The organism is Burkholderia sp. USMB20, assembly GCF_000949135.2.
Lineage (GTDB): Bacteria > Pseudomonadota > Gammaproteobacteria > Burkholderiales > Burkholderiaceae > Burkholderia.
In genome coordinates this window covers 105,819-123,527 of the sequence record NZ_JTAN02000017.1, presented here as the reverse complement: position 1 = coordinate 123,527, position 17,709 = coordinate 105,819, and the positions used below count along the sequence as shown (strand labels likewise).

At 68.9% G+C, this 17,709-nt stretch carries 13 protein-coding genes; all 13 read left to right on the top strand.

What is annotated here, in order from left to right; genetic code table 11:
- Positions 1–2 precede the first annotated feature (2 nt).
- The gene (locus tag PL79_RS20710) at positions 3–3,140 is read left to right on the top strand and encodes a multidrug efflux RND transporter permease subunit (RefSeq protein WP_044843590.1); all 3,138 of its coding nucleotides are present in this window, start codon (positions 3–5) and stop codon (positions 3,138–3,140) included.
- Complete coding sequence (locus PL79_RS20705; protein WP_044843589.1) at positions 3,137–4,600, top strand: efflux transporter outer membrane subunit; 1,464 nt, start codon at positions 3,137–3,139, stop codon at positions 4,598–4,600. The genes PL79_RS20710 and PL79_RS20705 overlap by 4 nt, the downstream gene beginning before the upstream one ends.
- Positions 4,601–5,458: 858 nt before the next feature.
- Positions 5,459–5,971, top strand: coding sequence for a fimbrial protein (locus tag PL79_RS20700; RefSeq protein WP_044843588.1), 513 nt, complete (start codon positions 5,459–5,461; stop codon positions 5,969–5,971).
- A gap of 119 nt (positions 5,972–6,090) precedes the next feature.
- Positions 6,091–8,544, top strand: coding sequence for a fimbria/pilus outer membrane usher protein (locus PL79_RS20695; RefSeq protein ID WP_044843587.1), 2,454 nt, complete (start codon positions 6,091–6,093; stop codon positions 8,542–8,544).
- A 16-nt stretch (positions 8,545–8,560) separates the two neighbouring features.
- On the top strand, positions 8,561–9,307 hold the full coding sequence (locus PL79_RS20690) for a fimbrial biogenesis chaperone (protein ID WP_044843586.1): 747 nt from the start codon (positions 8,561–8,563) through the stop codon (positions 9,305–9,307).
- Positions 9,304–10,326 carry a fimbrial protein gene (locus PL79_RS20685; protein ID WP_044843585.1) on the top strand — a complete coding sequence of 341 codons (1,023 nt, stop codon included), beginning with the start codon at positions 9,304–9,306 and terminating at the stop codon, positions 10,324–10,326. The genes PL79_RS20690 and PL79_RS20685 overlap by 4 nt, the downstream gene beginning before the upstream one ends.
- A 321-nt stretch (positions 10,327–10,647) precedes the next feature.
- Positions 10,648–11,316, top strand: a complete 669-nt coding sequence (locus tag PL79_RS20680) for an RNA polymerase factor sigma-70 (RefSeq protein WP_044843584.1) — start codon at positions 10,648–10,650, stop codon at positions 11,314–11,316.
- Between the two features lie 118 nt (positions 11,317–11,434).
- On the top strand, positions 11,435–11,677 hold the full coding sequence (locus tag PL79_RS20675) for an MbtH family protein (RefSeq protein ID WP_044843583.1): 243 nt from the start codon (positions 11,435–11,437) through the stop codon (positions 11,675–11,677).
- Positions 11,678–11,721: 44 nt separating this feature from the next.
- A complete protein-coding gene (locus tag PL79_RS20670) occupies positions 11,722–12,741 on the top strand; it encodes a TauD/TfdA family dioxygenase (protein ID WP_044843582.1) in 1,020 nt (339 codons plus the stop codon).
- Entirely contained in the window at positions 12,731–13,582 is an 852-nt protein-coding gene (locus PL79_RS20665) for an ABC transporter ATP-binding protein (protein ID WP_044843581.1), read from the top strand. The genes PL79_RS20670 and PL79_RS20665 overlap by 11 nt, the downstream gene beginning before the upstream one ends.
- The gene (gene fhuB, locus PL79_RS20660) at positions 13,579–15,681 is read left to right on the top strand and encodes a Fe(3+)-hydroxamate ABC transporter permease FhuB (RefSeq protein ID WP_044843580.1); all 2,103 of its coding nucleotides are present in this window, start codon (positions 13,579–13,581) and stop codon (positions 15,679–15,681) included. Before PL79_RS20665 ends, fhuB begins: the two co-directional genes overlap by 4 nt.
- Positions 15,678–16,478: a siderophore-iron reductase FhuF gene (gene fhuF / locus PL79_RS20655; protein WP_044843579.1), complete on the top strand. Its 801-nt coding sequence runs from the start codon at positions 15,678–15,680 to the stop codon at positions 16,476–16,478. Before fhuB ends, fhuF begins: the two co-directional genes overlap by 4 nt.
- On the top strand, positions 16,478–17,509 hold the full coding sequence (locus tag PL79_RS20650) for an ABC transporter substrate-binding protein (RefSeq protein WP_044843578.1): 1,032 nt from the start codon (positions 16,478–16,480) through the stop codon (positions 17,507–17,509). The genes fhuF and PL79_RS20650 overlap by 1 nt, the downstream gene beginning before the upstream one ends.
- Positions 17,510–17,709 lie beyond the last annotated feature (200 nt).

The following is a 17,709-nucleotide window of genomic DNA, read 5'->3' as shown; positions in this document are numbered from 1 at the left end:
ACATGGCACGTTTCTTCATCGATCGCCCCGTCTTCGCGTGGGTGATCGCACTCTTCATCATGCTCGGCGGCGTGTTCGCGATTCGCGCGCTGCCCGTCGCGCAGTATCCGGACATCGCGCCGCCCGTCGTCAGCATCTATGCGACGTATCCGGGTGCGTCCGCGCAGGTCGTCGAGGAATCGGTGACCGCGCTGATCGAGCGCGAGATGAACGGCGCGCCGGGGCTGCTATATACGTCCGCGACGAGCAGCGCCGGGATGGCGTCGCTCTATCTGACGTTCAAGCAGGGCGTCAATGCCGATCTCGCGGCCGTCGAAGTGCAGAACCGGCTGAAGACGGTCGAGGCGCGGCTGCCCGAACCCGTGCGGCGCGACGGCATCCAGGTCGAGAAGGCCGCGGACAACATTCAACTCGTCGTGTCGCTGACGTCCGACGACGGCCGGATGAGCGACGTGCAGCTCGGCGAATACGCGTCGGCGAACGTCGTGCAGGCGCTGCGCCGCGTCGACGGCGTCGGCCGGGTGCAGTTCTGGGGCGCCGAATATGCGATGCGGATCTGGCCCGACCCGGTGAAGCTGGCCGGGCACGGTCTCACCGCGTCGGACATCGCGTCGGCCGTGCGCGCGCACAACGCGCGCGTGACTGTCGGCGACATCGGCCGCAGCGCGGTGCCGGACAGCGCACCGATCGCGGCCACGGTGTTCGCCGACGCGCCGCTGAAGACGCCGGCCGACTTCGGCGCGATCGCGCTGCGCACGCAGCCGGACGGCGCCGCGCTCTACCTGCGCGACGTCGCGCGCATCGAGTTCGGCGGCAACGACTACAACTATCCGTCGTACGTGAACGGCAAGGTCGCCACGGGCATGGGCATCAAGCTCGCGCCCGGCTCGAACGCGGTGGCCACCGAGCAGCGCGTGCGCGCGGCGATGGACGCGCTGTCCGCCTACTTCCCGCCGGGCGTGAAATACCAGATCCCGTACGAGACGTCGTCGTTCGTGCGCGTGTCGATGAACAAGGTCGTCACGACGCTCGTCGAGGCCGGCGTGCTGGTGTTCCTCGTGATGTTCCTGTTCATGCAGAACCTGCGCGCGACACTGATCCCCACGCTCGTCGTGCCGGTCGCGCTCGCGGGCACGTTCGGCGTGATGCATGCGGCCGGCTTCTCGATCAACGTGCTGACGATGTTCGGGATGGTGCTCGCGATCGGCATCCTCGTCGACGATGCGATCGTCGTCGTCGAGAACGTCGAGCGGCTGATGGTCGAGGAAGGGCTCGGCCCCTACGACGCGACCGTCAAGGCGATGCAGCAGATCAGCGGCGCGATCGTCGGCATCACGGTCGTGCTGACGTCGGTGTTCGTGCCGATGGCGTTCTTCGGCGGCGCGGTGGGCAACATCTACCGCCAGTTCGCGCTGGCGCTCGCGGTCTCGATCGGCTTCTCGGCGTTTCTCGCGCTGTCGCTGACGCCCGCGTTGTGCGCGACGCTGCTCAAGCCGGTGTCCGGCGACCATCACGAGAAGCGCGGTTTCTTCGGCGGCTTCAACCGCTTCGTCGCGCGCTCGACGCAGCGCTATGCGACGCGCGTCGGCGCGATGCTGAACAAGCCGCTGCGCTGGCTGGTCGTGTACGGTGCGCTGACCGCGGCGGCCGCGCTGATGCTCACGCAACTGCCGAGCGCGTTCCTGCCCGACGAGGACCAGGGCAACTTCATGGTGATGGTGATCCGCCCGCAGGGCACGCCGCTCGCGGAAACGATGCAGAGCGTGCGCGAGGTCGAGTCGTACATTCGTCGCGACGAGCCGGCCGCGTACACGTTCGCGCTCGGCGGCTTCAACCTGTACGGCGAGGGGCCGAACGGCGGGATGATCTTCGTCACGCTGAAGAACTGGAAGGAGCGCAAGGCCGGGCGCGATCACGTTCAGGCGATCGTCGCGCGCATCAACGCGCGCTTCGCGGGCACGGCGAACACCACGGTGTTCGCGATGAACTCGCCGGCGCTGCCGGATCTCGGTTCGACGGGCGGCTTCGACTTCCGGCTGCAGAACCGCGGCGGGCTCGACCATGCGGCGTTCAGCGCCGCGCGCGAGCAACTGCTCGCGGCGGGCGGCAAGGATCCGGCGCTCACCGACCTGATGTTCGCCGGCACGCAGGACGCGCCGCAGCTCAAGCTCGACATCGATCGTGCCAAGGCGTCGGCGCTCGGCGTGTCGATGGACGAGATCAACACGACGCTCGCGGTGATGTTCGGCTCCGACTATATCGGCGACTTCATGCACGGCACGCAGGTGCGCCGCGTGATCGTGCAGGCCGACGGGCGGCACCGGCTCGATCCGGACGACGTGCAGAAGCTGCGCGTGCGCAACGCGCGCGGCGAGATGGTGCCGCTCGCGGCGTTCGCGACGCTGCACTGGACGCTCGGGCCGCCTCAGCTCACGCGCTACAACGGCTATCCGTCGTTCACGATCAACGGCTCGGCCGCGCCGGGGCACAGCAGCGGCGAAGCGATGGCCGCGATCGAGCGGCTCGCCGCGAAACTGCCGGCCGGCATCGGCTACGCGTGGTCGGGGCAGTCGTTCGAGGAGCGGCTGTCGGGCGCACAGGCGCCGATGCTGTTCGCGCTGTCGGTGCTCGTCGTGTTTCTCGCGCTCGCGGCGCTGTACGAGAGCTGGTCGATCCCGTTCGCGGTGATGCTGGTCGTGCCGCTCGGCGTGATCGGCGCGGTGCTCGGCGTCACGCTGCGCGCGATGCCGAACGACATCTATTTCAAGGTGGGGCTGATCGCGACGATCGGGTTGTCCGCGAAGAACGCGATCCTGATCGTCGAAGTCGCGAAGGACCTGGTCGCGCAGCGCATGTCGCTCGTCGACGCGGCGCTCGAGGCCGCGCGCCTGCGGCTGCGGCCGATCGTGATGACGTCGCTCGCATTCGGCGTCGGCGTGCTGCCGCTCGCGTTCGCATCGGGCGCCGCGTCCGGCGCGCAGATGGCGATCGGCACCGGCGTGCTCGGCGGCGTGATCACGGCGACGGTGCTCGCGGTATTCCTCGTCCCGCTGTTTTTCGTGATCGTCGGCCGCCTGTTCGACGTCGGCCCGCGCCGGCGCGGCGGGTCGCGGCCGGCGACGATGGAGGGTGCGCAATGACGTTTCACCTGAATGCGCGCGCGACGTCGCGGGCCCCGGTCGCGCTGGCCGCTGCACTCGCGTTCGCGCTCGCCGGCTGCTCGCTCGCGCCGCGCTACGAGCGGCCGGCGGCGCCGGTGCCGGCCAGCTATGCGCCGGTCGACGGCGGCACGCAGCCGGCGTCGGTCGCGGCGCCTGTCGATGCCGCGCTGCTCGACGACTGGCGCGCATATTTCACCGACCCGGCGCTGCAGGCCTGGATCGACGCGGCGCTCGCGAACAATCGCGACCTGCGGATCGCGGCCGGCCGGCTCGACGAAGCGCGCGCGCTGTACGGCGTGCAGCGCGCGGACCGGATGCCGTCGCTCGACGCGAACCTCGGCTACGAGCGCACGCGCCAGTACGACCCGGTCGTGCGCGAGAGCGCGGTGAGCGGGCTGTATCGCGCCGGCGTGGGTATCAGCGCGTACGAGCTCGACCTGTTCGGCCGCGTGCGCAACCTGTCGGATGCGGCGCTCGCCGAGTATTTCGCGACGGCCGACGCGCAGCGCACGGTGCGCATCGGCGTGATTGCCGAAGTCGCCGGCGCGTACGTTTCCGAACGGTCGTTGCACGCGCAACTGGCGCTGGCGCAGCACACCCTCGACGCGCGCGAGCGCATCGCCGCGCTCACGCAGCGCCGCTATGCGGCCGGCACGAGCGATGCGATCGAGCTGCGCTCGGCCGAGATGCTGGTCGCGTCCGCACGTGCGTCGCAGGCCGCGCTGCAGCGCGAACACGCGCAGTCGGTGCGCGCGCTGCAATTGCTTGCCGGCGATTTCGCGCGCACGGTGCCGGCCCACGGCACCGCGCTCGACGCGCTCGCGATCGCGCCGGTGGCACCCGGCGCGCCGAGCGCGCTGCTCGAGCGGCGGCCGGACATCCGGCAGGCCGAGTCGCGGCTCAAGGCCGCGAACGCGCAGATCGGCGCCGCGCGCGCCGCATTCTTCCCGCGCGTCGCGCTGACGACCGACTACGGCTCGGTCAGCGACGCGTTCTCGAGCCTGTTCGCGGGCGGCACGAGCGTGTGGACGTTCGCGCCGCGCATCACGCTGCCGATCTTCGCGGGCGGCCGCAATCGCGCGAATCTCGACGTCGCGACCGCGCGCAAGCACATCGCGGTCGCCGAATACGAGAAGACCGTGCAGACCGCGTTTCGCGAAGTGGCCGACGCGTTCGCCGCGCGCGACTGGATCGATCGCCAGCTTGCCGCGCAGCAGGACGTGTACGCGGCCGACGGCGCGCGGCTGAAGCTCGCCGAGCGTCGTTATGCGGGCGGCGTCGCGACGTATCTCGAACTGCTCGACGCGCAGCGCAGCACGTACGAGTCGGGACAGGAACTGATCCGGCTCAAGGAACTGAGGCTCGCGAATGCGATTGCGCTGTATCGCGCACTGGGCGGTGGGTGGACGCCGGCTTCAGCCGGGGAGGCCGCCGCGTGATCCGGTAGCCGTGCGGGTGGCGATCGCTCATGTGTCGTCGCCACCCCGGCCGGTGTGGCTTCCATCGGGCCATCGGCACGGATCGACGATGAACGCATCCGCGCGTCGTCGTCATCCACGTTGTTTCTCCCCTCGGTCGAGCTGAGGCGCGCCTTCAGCCCGTCACGCATCCTGGCGACCGATCGCGTCGTCACACGGCCCCGAGCGTGCCGGACTTCCTCCTTTTTCGATTCCATCCAGGGCGCCGAAACGTCGCGTGCGCGTTGTCGCGCAGGTACGCCGAATGTCGTGACGGCGCACGGCATTACATGCGGCTTTTAATCCCGGCTTGACGATTCAATTGATTCTTGTATCGGGAATAATGACGGGTGACGAAATGTCGCGGTAAAACGTTTGTGCGGATTGCGCAATCGTTTGCGCGAGAAATCCGCAGCACCGAAAATCGGCCGTTAATTTCCTCTCAGTTGAAAATCGATGAATGCATTCGTTGCGGTCGGGCAACGATGGCAGGATCGGACAGAATTTTGGCCTTTTTGATTGGTAATCCGGCGAAGCCATATCCAGCAAGGAAAGGCGGGGAATAAGCGATCCCGAAAAGAAAATGTCTTTAATTTTCAGTCGGTTCTAGAAAATCAAAAAGGACTGCGGATGAAAATATCGGGATTGAGAATTTCAAGGAAACAGTGGGTTTGAAAGTACGCAAGGCGAAGATTGTCATTTGCGATTTGACAATGCTTTACAGAATTCTTTCATTCATATCTCGATAATGCCGCCTCGTGACGGACGGGAGCCAACCACACGCTGCCTTTTGTATCCGCCACGTCGTCCATTCCCTTTGCAATTCTCACGGAAAACGTCATGAAAAAATCCCTCCTGGCCGCTGTCGCACTCGCAGCCCTGTCCACCTCGGCCTTCGCAGCCGGCACCGGCACGATCAACTTCACGGGCGAGATCGTCGCGGGCGCGTGCGGTATCGACTCGGGTTCGGTCAACCAGACCGTGAACCTCGGCAAGGTGCCGACCCACACGTTCAAGAAGGCCGGCGACAAGTCCGAGCCGGTCAAGTTCGACATCGTCCTGACCGACTGCGACACCAGCATCTCGAAGAACGCATTCTTCACGTTCACGGGTACGTCGAACGCGGCCCAGCCGAAGCTGCTCGCCACGATCGGCTCGGCAACCAACGTCGGCATCCGCGTACAGGGCGCAACGGGCGAAGACCTCGACAACGGCGTCGAACAGGCCGCTGCAACCCTGCTGCAGAACGGCAACAACACCGTGCGCTTCGCCGCACGCTATGAAGCGACGGCAGCCGACGTGACGCCGGGTACGGCCGACGGCGTCGCGAACTTCACGGTTCGCTACCAGTAAGCGGCCGTCACGGAGGAGGGGTGCGCGCACCCTTTCTCCGGCTTGTCCTCCTGCCCAGCTTTTTCTCGGACTTCCGGTAGCGCCGCGTGCGAATCAGACATTCCTTCCTTTGCGTCTCCGTGCTGGTGGTCGGCAGCCAGAGCCATGCGACGGAATTCAATTCGTCGTTCCTCGACATCGACGGCTCGAACAACGTCGACCTGTCGCAGTTCGCGCAGGCCGACTTCACGCTGCCGGGCGAATACATGCTCGACGTGCAGGTCAACGACCTGTTCTACGGGCTGCAGGCGATCCAGTTCATCGCGCTCGACCCGTCCGGCGCAGGCAAGCCGTGCCTGCCTCCGGAACTCGTCGCGCAGTTCGGGCTGAAGCCGTCGCTCGCGAAGGACCTGCCGCGCTTCCAGGGCGGTCGCTGCGTCGACCTCGGCGCGATCGAGGGCGCCACCGTGCGTTACCTGAAGAGCGACGGTCGGCTCAAGATCACGATTCCGCAGGCCGCGCTCGAATTCACCGATTCGAACTACCTGCCGCCGGAGCGCTGGTCCGAAGGGATTCCGGGTGCGATGCTCGACTATCGCGTGATCGCGAACACGAACCGCAACTTCGGTTCGGGCGGCGAGCAGACGAATTCGATCCAGGCCTACGGAACGATCGGCGCGAACTGGGACGCGTGGCGCTTTCGCGGCGACTACCAGGCGCAGTCGAACGCGGGCAGCAGCGCGTACGCGGATCGCACGTTCCGCTTCAGCCGGCTTTACGCATTTCGTGCGCTGCCGTCGATCCAGTCGACGGTGACGTTCGGCGACGACTACCTGAGTTCGGACATTTTCGACACGTTCGCGCTGACCGGCGCGTCGATCCGCAGCGACGACCGCATGCTGCCGCCTTCGCTGCGCGGCTATGCGCCGCTGATCGCGGGCGTCGCGCGCACCAATGCGACCGTGACCGTCTCGCAGGCGGGCCGCGTGCTGTACGTGACGCGCGTGTCGCCGGGCGCATTCGCGCTGCAGAACATCAACACGAGCGTGCAGGGCACGCTCGACGTCGCGGTCGAGGAAGAGGACGGCAGCGTGCAGCGCTTCCAGGTGACGACGGCCGCCGTGCCGTTTCTCGCGCGCACCGGACAGCTGCGCTACAAGGCCGCGGTCGGCAAGCCGCGGCAGTTCGGGGGCGCCGGCATCACGCCGTTCTTCGGTTTCGGTGAAGCGGCGTACGGCCTGCCGCTGGATTTCACCGTGTACGGCGGCTTCATCGCCGCGTCGGGCTATACGTCGATCGCGCTCGGTGTCGGCCGCGATTTCGGCACGTTCGGCGCAGTCTCGGCCGACGTCACGCATGCGCGTGCGCGCCTGTGGTGGAACGGCGCGACGCGCAACGGCAACTCATACCGGATCAACTATTCGAAGCATTTCGACACGCTCGATGCCGACGTGCGCTTTTTCGGCTACCGCTTTTCCGAGCGCGAATACACGAACTTCGCGCAGTTCTCGGGCGACCCGACCGCATACGGCCTCGCCAACAGCAAGCAGCGCTATTCGGCGACGCTGTCGAAGCGCTTCGGCGATACGTCGTCCTATTTTTCGTACGACCAGACGACTTACTGGGCGCGCTCGTCCGAGCAGCGCATCGGCCTCACGCTGACGCGTGCGTTCTCGATCGGTGCGCTGCGCAACCTGAACGTCAGCCTGTCGGCGTTCCGGACGCAAAGCGCGGGCACGAGCGGCAACCAGTTCTCGGTGACCGCGACGCTGCCGATCGGCGGTCGTCACACGATCACGTCGAACCTGACGACAGGCAACGGCAGCACGAGCGCGAACGCGGGCTATATCTACGACGATCCGGACGGCCGCACCTACCAGGTCAACGCGGGCGCGACCGATGGCCGCGCATCGGCGAACGCGAGTTTCCGCCAGCGCACGTCGACCTACCAGTTGACCGCACAGGCGTCGACGGTCGCGAACGCGTATGCGGCCGCGTCGCTCGAGGTCGACGGCTCGCTCGTCGCGACGCAGTACGGGCTGGCCGCACACGCGAACGGCAACGCGGGCGATACGCGCCTCCTGGTCTCGACCGACGGCGTGCGCGACGTGCCGCTGTCCGGCACGCTCACGCACACCGACTCGCGCGGCTATGCGGTGCTCGACGGGATCTCGCCGTACAACGTGTACGACGCGACCGTCAACGTCGAGAAGCTGCCGCTCGAAGTGCAGGTGTCGAACCCGATCCAGCGCATGGTGCTGACCGACGGCGCGATCGGCTTCGTCAGGTTTTCGGCGGCGCGCGGCAGCAACCTGTACCTGACGCTGACCGACGCGGCCGGCAAGCCGCTGCCGTTCGGCGCATCGGTGCAGGACGCGGCGAACGGCAAGGAGCTCGGCATCGTCGGCGAAGGCGGGGCCGCGTTCCTGACCCAGGTTCAGCCGAAATCCGCGCTCGCGGTGCGCGCGGGCGAACGCACGCTGTGCACGGTGGACGTGCTGCCGAACCAGCTTCAACTCGAAGGCACGCCGATTCCGGTGACGTGCCAGGCATCCGGCGAGTCGCACGCAGCGGCCGCACGGATCGAACGATGATTTCACGGATCCAGCGATGAACCACGTTTTCTCCCTTTCCTTCCTGCGACGCGCGTCGTGCATGCTGAGTGCGGCGAGCGCGCTGCTCGCCGGTGTCGCGCACGCGGCGATCGTCCCGGACCGCACCCGCGTGATCTTCAACGAAGGCGAACAGGCCGCGATCGTCACGATCACGAACAAGAGCACGACGTATCCGTATCTCGTGCAGTCGTGGCTCGAGGACGCGAAGGGCAACAAGATCGCGTCGCCGCTGATGGTCGTGCCGCCGCTGCAGCGCATCGAGGCGAACGAGCGCAACGTGCTGCGGATCGCGAAGCTGCCCGGTGCCGCGCTGCCGGCCGATCGCGAATCGGTGTTCTACCTGAACATCCGCGAAGTGCCGCCGAAGTCCGATATACCGAACACGCTGCAGATCGCGCTGCATACGCAGATGAAGCTGTTCTACCGGCCGAAGGCCGTGCAGCCCGCGCGCGACGAGGACTGGACGCTGCCGATGACGCTGCGGGTGGACCCGGCTGCACACAGGCTCGTGTTCGACAACCCGACGCCGTATCACGTGACGGTGGTCGAGGTGACGGCCGGCGCGCAGAAGACGCCGGTGCCGATCGAGCCGGTGATGGTGAGCCCGATGAGCACGGCCGACGTGCCGTTCAAGGCCGCGACGCCGTCGACGCTGTTCGTCACGCATATCGACGATTACGGCGGCCAGGTGGCGGTCGAATACGCGTGCGATGCCGGTGCGTGCAAGAGCGTGAAGCGATGAGCGGCGGGATGCGCGAACGGCAACGGCCGGCAGCATGGCTGCGCTGGCTCGTGCTTGCGTTGCTGGTCGCGGCGGCGCAGCCGGCGTGGGCGCTGCGATGCCTGACGAACAGCGGCGCGACCTCGCTGACCGAGCCGATCGGCGGCGTGGCGTCGTATCCGACCGACGCGCCGGACGGCTACGTGATCTGGGTGTCGCCGGTCCGCACGACGTCGGGGTATTGCTACAAGGATCTCGGCGATGCCGACAGCCTGAAAGTCGTCGACAACATCTATTTCTACGCGAATCCGAACCGCACGAACCCGGCCGCGTGGGGGCTGGAGATCGGCATCCGCTACAAGGGCGTCGACTACTTCGACAAGACGAGCAATCGCGGCGGCGGGGTGTTTACCGGCTATGCGGTGCCGCCGTGCAGCAGGGAAGACTTCGATCGCAGGCGTTGCGAGCAGACCCGCATCAGCATCGACTACCAGGTCGTCGTGCGCAAGAAGGGCAACTGGGTCCAGCCGCCGAGCGATATCTATACGGTGTTCCAGTTCGACGGCGAGTTCGGGCTGAATGCATTCGGCACGAGCTTCCAGTACCGCCTGAGCGGCCTGCGCAACCTCAAGCCGACGCCGTGCTTCGTCGACGTGCTCGTGACGCCCGAACCGGGCATCGTCAACTTCGGACAGGTGCAGGCGGTGGGTAACGGGTTCCTGCCCGCGGTGCCGCGCAAGCCGTTCTCGTTGTCGTTGTCCAAGAAGTGCAACGTCGCGGTGCGCGTCGACGGTTATTTCGAGACGAGCTATCCGCTGCAGAACGGCCTGCTGGTGCCGGCGAAGGGCAGCAATTTCGGGATCGGCATCGAGGACAGCAAGGGCAACGCGATTCCGTTCAACCAGCAGTTCACGCTCGCGCAGTTTCCGTCGAACGTGATGAATCAAAGCGTGCGGATGGATGCGGTGCTGAAATCGTTCGGGCCGCCGAAGATCGGGCGGTTCGATGCAACCGCAACGATCCGGCTGTTCATCTACTGACGCGCGCTGCGTGCGCGGCCGGACGCGCCGCGCGCGCCATGAAAGAAGCGCCGGCATGCCGGCGCGTCTTTGCGGCGCTCCCGACGCCGTGCCACCCCCACCAGGCGCCGCGGGCCGTTTACGGTGCCATGCCAATTCCTTCCCGCGGAAAGCTTTCCCCACGCCACCGCTCCGCGCCAGCCATCCCGTCCGACAAAAACACGGATCCCGTCAATTAATCAGACAAATCCTGACGATCTGAAGGGGCATTTCGTAATCGTATTGAGAATGAGTTGCGTTTACGTTAAATTGCGCTATCTCGAAATCTGACGGAGCAGATCGATGGCAATGGCGGAAGTGCTCGAACGGCCGGCAGCCGCAGCGGCGAACCCGTTCCTCGGCAGTTGTCCGGATCTCCCGTCACGTCCCGCACCGCGGGCGCATCGCGGCGCGCAGCCGCGTGCGCAGGGCGCGCTGCTCGACGTGCTGATCGCCCATCGCGCGATGCTCGTCAATGTCGCGCGCGGCTTCGTCGGTTGTGCGAGCCGGGCCGAGGACGTCGTGCACGACGTGTTCGTGAAGCTCGTCGAATTCCCGAACCAGGACGCCGTGCGCCAGCCGGTCGCGTACGTGACGCGGATGGTGCGCAACGCGTCGATCGACGCGTGCCGCCGGCAAAGCCTCGAGAACGTCTATCACACGGAAGAGGACGACGGCTTCGACGTGCCGTCGCCGGAACCGACGCCCGAGGCCGCGCTGCTGACGCGCGACACGCTGCGCCGCGTATGGGCCGCGCTCGACGACCTGCCGGCGCGCAGCCGCGCGGCGTTCGAGATGGTGCGGCTGCGCGAGGAGACGCTGCAGACCGCGGCGCGCGCGCTGAACGTGTCGCAAACCCTCGTGCATTTCATGGTGCGCGACGCGGAGCGGCACTGCGCGGAATGCCTCGACGCATGCCATCGCGGCGTCGCGTGCCCGGTGTTTCTCGGCGGCCGCGCGCGGCGACGGTAAAAAAACGCGCCGGCCAATCGTCTTCAAGACAGGAGCGGCCGATTCAACGGTCCAACGATCCGACGGTCCGGTCACTTGCCGCTTCGCATCCTTCAACCGCTTCCCGTTTTTTTCGATCATGACGCAAGCCACGACGCCTTCCGCCGATACCGACGACCTCGTCTACACGGTCGTCATCAACGACGAAGAACAGTATTCGATCTGGCCGACGTTCCGGCCCGTGCCGGCCGGCTGGCGCGAGGTCGGCGTGCGCGGCCCGAAAGCCGACTGCCTCGCGCACATCGAGACCGTCTGGACCGACATGCGCCCCGCAAGCCTGCGCCGCGCGATGGACGGCGAGCGCGCGACGCGCACGTCGTGACCCGCCGCGCCGCGATCCGGCGCGTCACCTGAAGAGGACGTTGCATGACCCTGCTTTCGTTGCCGACGCTCGACGACCTGCGTATCGAGCCGGGGCTGCCCACCGTCGTGTCGCCGCGCAGCGCCGACGGCATTTCGATCGACGAGATCGCGCCGCTCGCGCAGGCGATCGCGGCCGACACGCTCGAACGGGCGGGCGGTGTGCTGTTCACGGGCTTTCACGTGCCGTCGATCGATGCGTTCCAGCGGTTCGCGGCATCGTTCGGCGATCCGCTGATCGGCTATGAATACGCGTCGACGCCGCGCAGCCAGGTCGAGGGCGCCGTCTACACGTCGACCGAATACCCGCCGCACCGCGCGATTCCGCTGCACAACGAACAGTCGTATACGCGCGAGTGGCCGCTGCGGATCTGGTTTCATTGCGCGCTCGCGGCGCCGAAGGGCGGGGCGACGCCGATCGCGGACAGCCGCGCCGTCTATCGCGCGCTCGATCCGGCGCTCATCGCGCGCTTCGAGCAGCGCGAGCTGCTGTACGTGCGCAATTTCGGCCAGGGGCTCGACCTGCCGTGGCAGCAATCGTTCGGCACCGAGGAGCCGGCCGAGGTCGAGCGGATGTGCGCGGCACGCGGGATCGAATGCGCATGGCGCACCGACGACGACGGCGAACTGCTGCTGCGCACGCGCGAACGCTGCCAGGCCGTCGCGCGCCATCCGCGCACGGGCGAGCGCGTGTGGTTCAACCAGGCGAACCTGTTTCACCTGTCCGCGCTCGACGACGACATGCAGGAAGCACTCGTCGACGCGGTCGGGCTCGAGAACGTGCCGCGCAACGTGTACTACGGCGACGGCGCGCCGCTGGAGGCCGACGCGCTCGCGGAGATCCGCGGCGTGCTCGACCGCCAGCGCATCGTGTTCCCGTGGCGGACGGGCGACGTGCTGATGCTCGACAACATGCTGACCGCGCACGCACGTGACCCGTTCGAGGGGCCGCGCAAGGTGGTCGTCGCGATGGCGCAGAGTTACACGGTCCCGCGCGCGACCGAACGGAGGACCGATGACGCGTAGTACCGCCGCGCTGGCCGCGCGCGGGCTGAGCGTGGGTTATCGCGACCATGTCGTGATCGACGGGCTGGACCTGTCGATCGCGGCCGGCCGCGTCACGGCGCTGTGCGGCCCGAACGGCTGCGGCAAGAGCACGCTGCTGCGCACGCTCGCGGGCCTGCAGCCCGCGCGTGCGGGCCAGGTCGACGTGAACGGCAAGCCGCTCGCGTCGTTTCGCCGTCGCGCGCTCGCGCGCGAGCTCACGATGCTCGCGCAGTTCAACCAGATTCCGTCGGGCCTGACGGTGCGCGAGCTCGTCGCGTACGGGCGCTACGCGTACGGCGGCTTCCTGCGCGGGCTGTCGCGCGCCGATCATGCGGCGATCGACGAGGCGCTCGACACGAGCGGCCTCGCCGGCGACGCCGGGCGCGACGTCGGCGCGCTGTCGGGCGGCGAGCGGCAGCGCGCGTGGATCGCGATGGCGCTCGCGCAGCAGGCGCCGATCGTGCTGCTCGACGAGCCGACGACCTATCTCGACATCCATCACCAGCTCGACATCCTCGACGCGCTGCGCGCGCTGAACCGCGCGCGCGGGCTGACGATCGTGTGGGTCCTGCACGACCTGAACCAGGCGGCGGCGTACAGCGACGAGATCGTGCTGATGCGCGCCGGCCGCCTCGTCGCGCAGGGCTCGCCCGACGCGATGCTGGAGCCGGCGCGGCTGCGCGCGGCGTTCGGCGTCGACATGCTGAAGCTCGCGCATCCGCAGACGGGCGCGCCGATGTGCGTGCCGGCCTACGGACCGCCGGCATCCGGCACGGCGGATGCGTTCGATTGCACAGTCCAGCGGGATATCGCCGTATGACGACGTTCGCGATGCGCAAGCGGCTCGCCGCGAGCGGGCAGGGCGCCCACGGTGCGGTAGCCGGCCGCCGCGCCGGCGCGCTTGCGCTCGGCCTCGTCGCGCTGATCGCCGTGCTGGCGGTGCTGCGCGTCGCACCCGACCTGCGCGTGTGGTGGAACGCCGTGCCGGGCAGCGACGCGGCCGCGCTCGCGGGCGTGTTCCTGTTCGATCTCAACCTGCCGCGCGTCGCGGCCGCGCTCGTCGCGGGCGGCTGCCTCGGCATCGCGGGCGCGCTGTTCCAGTCGCTCACGCGCAACCCGCTCGCGTCCCCCGACCTGCTCGGCGTGACGGGCGGCGCCCAGCTCGGCCTGCTCGCGGCGATGCTGGTGCCGGCGCTCGCCGGGGCCGCATCGGTGCCGCTGCTGTTCGTCTGCGGGCTGGTCGCCGCCGCGTGCGCGATCGTCGCGGCCGGCGGCTGGCGCGCGACGCCGCTGCGGCTCGTGCTCGCGGGCAGCGTCTGCATGCTGCTGTTCGCGGCGCTGTCGACGCTCGTGCTCGCGTTCTTCGAGCAGAACATCTCGGGCGCCGCGCTGTGGACCAACGGCAGTCTCTATCAGCCGGGCGCGACCGGGCTCGCGCTCGCCGCACGCTGGCTCGTCGTGCCGCTGCTGGCGCTGCCGTTCGTGATCCGGCCGCTGAATCCGCTCGCGCTCGGTGACGAGGCGGCGGCCGCGGCCGGCGTGCGTGTCGACGCGACGCGGCTCGCGGCGACGATCGTCGCCGTCGCGTTCACGAGCGTGGCCGTCAGCATCGCGGGCCCGCTATCGTATGTCGGGCTGGTCGCGCCGAACCTGCTGCGCCAGGTGCGCGGCGCACGCGCGGCGCGGCTCGGCGTGCTGGTGCCGCTGTCGGCGCTCGCGGGCGGTGCGCTCGTGCTCGTCACCGACAGTGCGGTGCTCGCGTCGGGCCTCGACGCGACACTGTCGACCGGCGTCGCGATCGCGCTCGTCGGCACGCCGCTGATGCTAGCGATGATCCGGCGCGGCGCCGCGTGGTCGGGCGTGCTGCACGCACAAGCCGAACGCGCGGCCGGCGGCGGGGCGACGCGCATGGTCGGGTGGCTCGAACGGCTCGGCTGGCCGCTGCGCACCGCGCTTGTCGTCGTGGCCGGCGCGCTCGTCGTGTTCGTCGGCGTGTCGGCCGGCCCCGAATGGCTGTCGCCGGCACGCTGGTCCGCCGCGCTGTCGGCTCACGATGCCGTCGCGCGGATGCTGATCGACCTGCGCATGCCGCGGCTGCTGTGCGCGCTCCTCTCGGGTGCGCTGCTGGCGGTGAGCGGGGTCGCGATGCAAAGCGTCGTGCGCAACCCGCTCGCCGGCCCTGAAGTGCTCGGCGTCACGCAGGGCGCGGGGCTCGTCACGCTGTTCGCGTTGTCGACGTGGCCGCTGATGGGGCACGTGACGCTCGCGGCGGCCGCGTTGAGCGGCGGTGCGGCGTCGCTCGCGATCACGCTCGTGCTGAATCACCGGCATCGTTACGCACCGCTCGCGGTCGCGCTGACCGGCATCGCGATCGGCGCGCTGTGGACCACGCTCGCGCAATGGCTGATCACGCAGCAAAGCGTGCAGCCCGCGCGCTTCGTCGTCTGGCTCGTCGGCGGCACCTACGGCCGCAGCTGGGGCGAGGTGTCGATGCTGCTGCCGTGGTGCGTGCTGGCGCTGCCGGTATTCGCATGGCTCGCGCGGCCGCTCGACATGCTCGCGCTCGGCGACGACCAGGCGGCCGCGCTCGGCCTGCCGGTCGCCGCGCTGCGGCCGCTCGCGCTGACGATCGCGACGCTCGCCGCCTGCGCGGCCGTCGCGGCGGTCGGGCCGGTCGGCTTCATCGGGCTGATGGCGCCGCACGTCGCGACGATGCTCGGCGCGCGCCGGCATCGCACGCGGCTGTGGCTCGCGGCCGCATGCGGCGCGCTGATTCTCGGCCTCGCCGATCTGGCCGCCCGCACGGTCGTCGCGCCGCGCGAAGTGCCGGCCGGCGTGCTGACCGCGCTGATCGGCGCGCCTTACCTGCTCGGGTTGCTGATCCTCGAGGGGCGCCGTGCCCGGCGCGCGGGGCGATGACGCCGGCGCTCGACGGCGCACGCGCCACGCGATTCTCCGCGTTCGCGCCCGAACCGTTCGCCGCGCATCTCGACGCCGTGTGGCTCGGGACGCCCGACGACACGCACGCGCCGGGCCGGATCGTCGTGCCGGTCAGCGCGCTGCCCGAGCATCGCGATGCGGTGCTCGACGCGATGGTCCGCCACTACGGCGGCGATCCGGCGCTGCATGCGCGCGCGCTGGTGTCGCAATGGAGCAAGTACTACTTCGGCCGCGCGGCGCCCGCCGGCGTGGTCGCCGCGCTGACGCTCGGCCGGCCGCTCCACCTGGCGCCGGAGCGCACCTTCGTCGCGCTCGACGACGGGATGCCGGCCGCGCTGTACGTCGCGCCGGACGCGCTCGGCGCGCCGTGCGACGAACCTGCGCCGCGCTATGCGGGGCTCGTCGCGCATCTCGGCGCGGTGATCGACGTGCTCGCGGCGATGGGCCGCGTCACGCCGCGCGTGCTGTGGAGCAACGCGGGCAACCTGCTCGACTATCTGCTCGACACGTACCGCGCGCTGCCGTGTGCGGCCGATCCCGTTCGCGATGCCGACTGGCTGTTCGGCGCGTCGTGCGTCGCCGGCGAGCCGAATCCGCTGCGCATGCCGGTGCGCGACGCCGTGCCGCGCTCGCCGCTGCTGCCGACGCCGTTTCGCGCGCGCCGCGTGTGCTGTCTGCGCTATGAAATTCCTGGAGAAACGCAACTGTGTGGAAGCTGCCCGCTGCTATTGACGATGGACGACGCGGCGCTGGCCGGGCAGGATGCGATCCGGTGATGCCGCGAGCGCATGCCGGCCGCCGCCATGCGCTCGCGGCACTGGCCGCGCTCGGCGCCGCGTGCTGCGGTGCGCCGGCCGTCGCGATCGCGGACGGCGCGCGCGCCGGGCAGGGCGGCATGCCGTCGCAACCGGGCCGCTCGCTCGCCGCCAACCCCGTCGTGTCGCAGGCGAGCGCGACGATGCCGCTGCGGCCGCAGCGCGTGGTCGCGCTCGACTTCATGTTCGCGGAAAGCGTGATCGCGCTCGACCTCGTGCCGGTCGGCATGGCCGACACCGCGTTCTATCCGGGCTGGCTCGGCTACCAGAGCGAGCGGCTCGCACACGTGACCGACATCGGTTCGCGGCAGGAGCCGGGGCTCGAGGCGATTGCCGCGGTGAAGCCCGACCTGATCATCGGCGTCGGCTTCCGGCATGCGCCGATCTTCGCCGCGCTCGACCGGATCGCGCCGACGATCCTGTTCCAGTTCAGCCCGAACGTGTCGGAAGACGGCGTGCCCGTCACGCAGCTCGACTGGATGCGCCAGATCTTCCGGACGATCGGTCGCGTGACCGGGCGCGAGGCGCGCGCGCAGGCGGTCGAAGCGCAACTCGACGCAGGGATCGCGCGCAATGCGGCGCGGCTCGCGGCCGCGGGCCGCGGCGGCGAACGCATCGCACTGCTGCAGGATCTCGGGCTGCCCGACCGCTACTGGGCCTATACGGGCAACAGCACGTCGGCCGGCCTCGCGCGCGCGCTCGGGCTCGACCCGTGGCCGAAGAAGCCGACGCGGGAAGGCACGCTTTACGTGACGTCCGCCGATCTGCTCCGGCAACGCGATCTCGCCGTGCTGTTCGTCACCGCGACGGGGATGGACGTGCCGCTCGCGTCGAAACTCGATTCGCCGGTGTGGCGTTTCGTGCCCGCGCTGCGCGAGCGCAGGATCGCGTTCGTCGAACGGAACATCTGGGGATTCGGCGGGCCGATGTCGGCGCTGAAGCTGGCCGACGTGATGACCGATACGATGCTGAAGCTGCCGGCCGTGCGCTGAACGCGCGGCGGGTCGGCGGCGGGTGGGGCGGCGTGGTCGCGAATTGCATTGTCTCGCGCGTGTGGCGCGAATGCCTATTCCGCTGCATTACGTCGGCGTCGTAAGCAACTACGTACACCGAACGATATATTTCCGGTGCTTCCCGACACTCACCATCCTTCGAACCTGAAACCGCCTGCGTGCAGCATCCGCTGCGCGCA

What these genes read in the sequence shown, in the direction of transcription:
- PL79_RS20710 (WP_044843590.1), top strand. Translation starts at nt 3, where the DNA reads ATGGCACGTTTCTTCATCGATCGCCCCGTCTTCGCGTGGGTGATCGCA.
- PL79_RS20705 (WP_044843589.1), top strand. Translation starts at nt 3,137, where the DNA reads ATGACGTTTCACCTGAATGCGCGCGCGACGTCGCGGGCCCCGGTCGCG.
- PL79_RS20700 (WP_044843588.1), top strand. Translation starts at nt 5,459, where the DNA reads ATGAAAAAATCCCTCCTGGCCGCTGTCGCACTCGCAGCCCTGTCCACC.
- PL79_RS20690 (WP_044843586.1), top strand. Translation starts at nt 8,561, where the DNA reads ATGAACCACGTTTTCTCCCTTTCCTTCCTGCGACGCGCGTCGTGCATG.
- PL79_RS20685 (WP_044843585.1), top strand. Translation starts at nt 9,304, where the DNA reads ATGAGCGGCGGGATGCGCGAACGGCAACGGCCGGCAGCATGGCTGCGC.
- PL79_RS20680 (WP_044843584.1), top strand. Translation starts at nt 10,648, where the DNA reads ATGGCAATGGCGGAAGTGCTCGAACGGCCGGCAGCCGCAGCGGCGAAC.
- PL79_RS20675 (WP_044843583.1), top strand. Translation starts at nt 11,435, where the DNA reads ATGACGCAAGCCACGACGCCTTCCGCCGATACCGACGACCTCGTCTAC.
- PL79_RS20670 (WP_044843582.1), top strand. Translation starts at nt 11,722, where the DNA reads ATGACCCTGCTTTCGTTGCCGACGCTCGACGACCTGCGTATCGAGCCG.
- PL79_RS20665 (WP_044843581.1), top strand. Translation starts at nt 12,731, where the DNA reads ATGACGCGTAGTACCGCCGCGCTGGCCGCGCGCGGGCTGAGCGTGGGT.
- fhuB (WP_044843580.1), top strand. Translation starts at nt 13,579, where the DNA reads ATGACGACGTTCGCGATGCGCAAGCGGCTCGCCGCGAGCGGGCAGGGC.
- fhuF (WP_044843579.1), top strand. Translation starts at nt 15,678, where the DNA reads ATGACGCCGGCGCTCGACGGCGCACGCGCCACGCGATTCTCCGCGTTC.
- PL79_RS20650 (WP_044843578.1), top strand. Translation starts at nt 16,478, where the DNA reads ATGCCGCGAGCGCATGCCGGCCGCCGCCATGCGCTCGCGGCACTGGCC.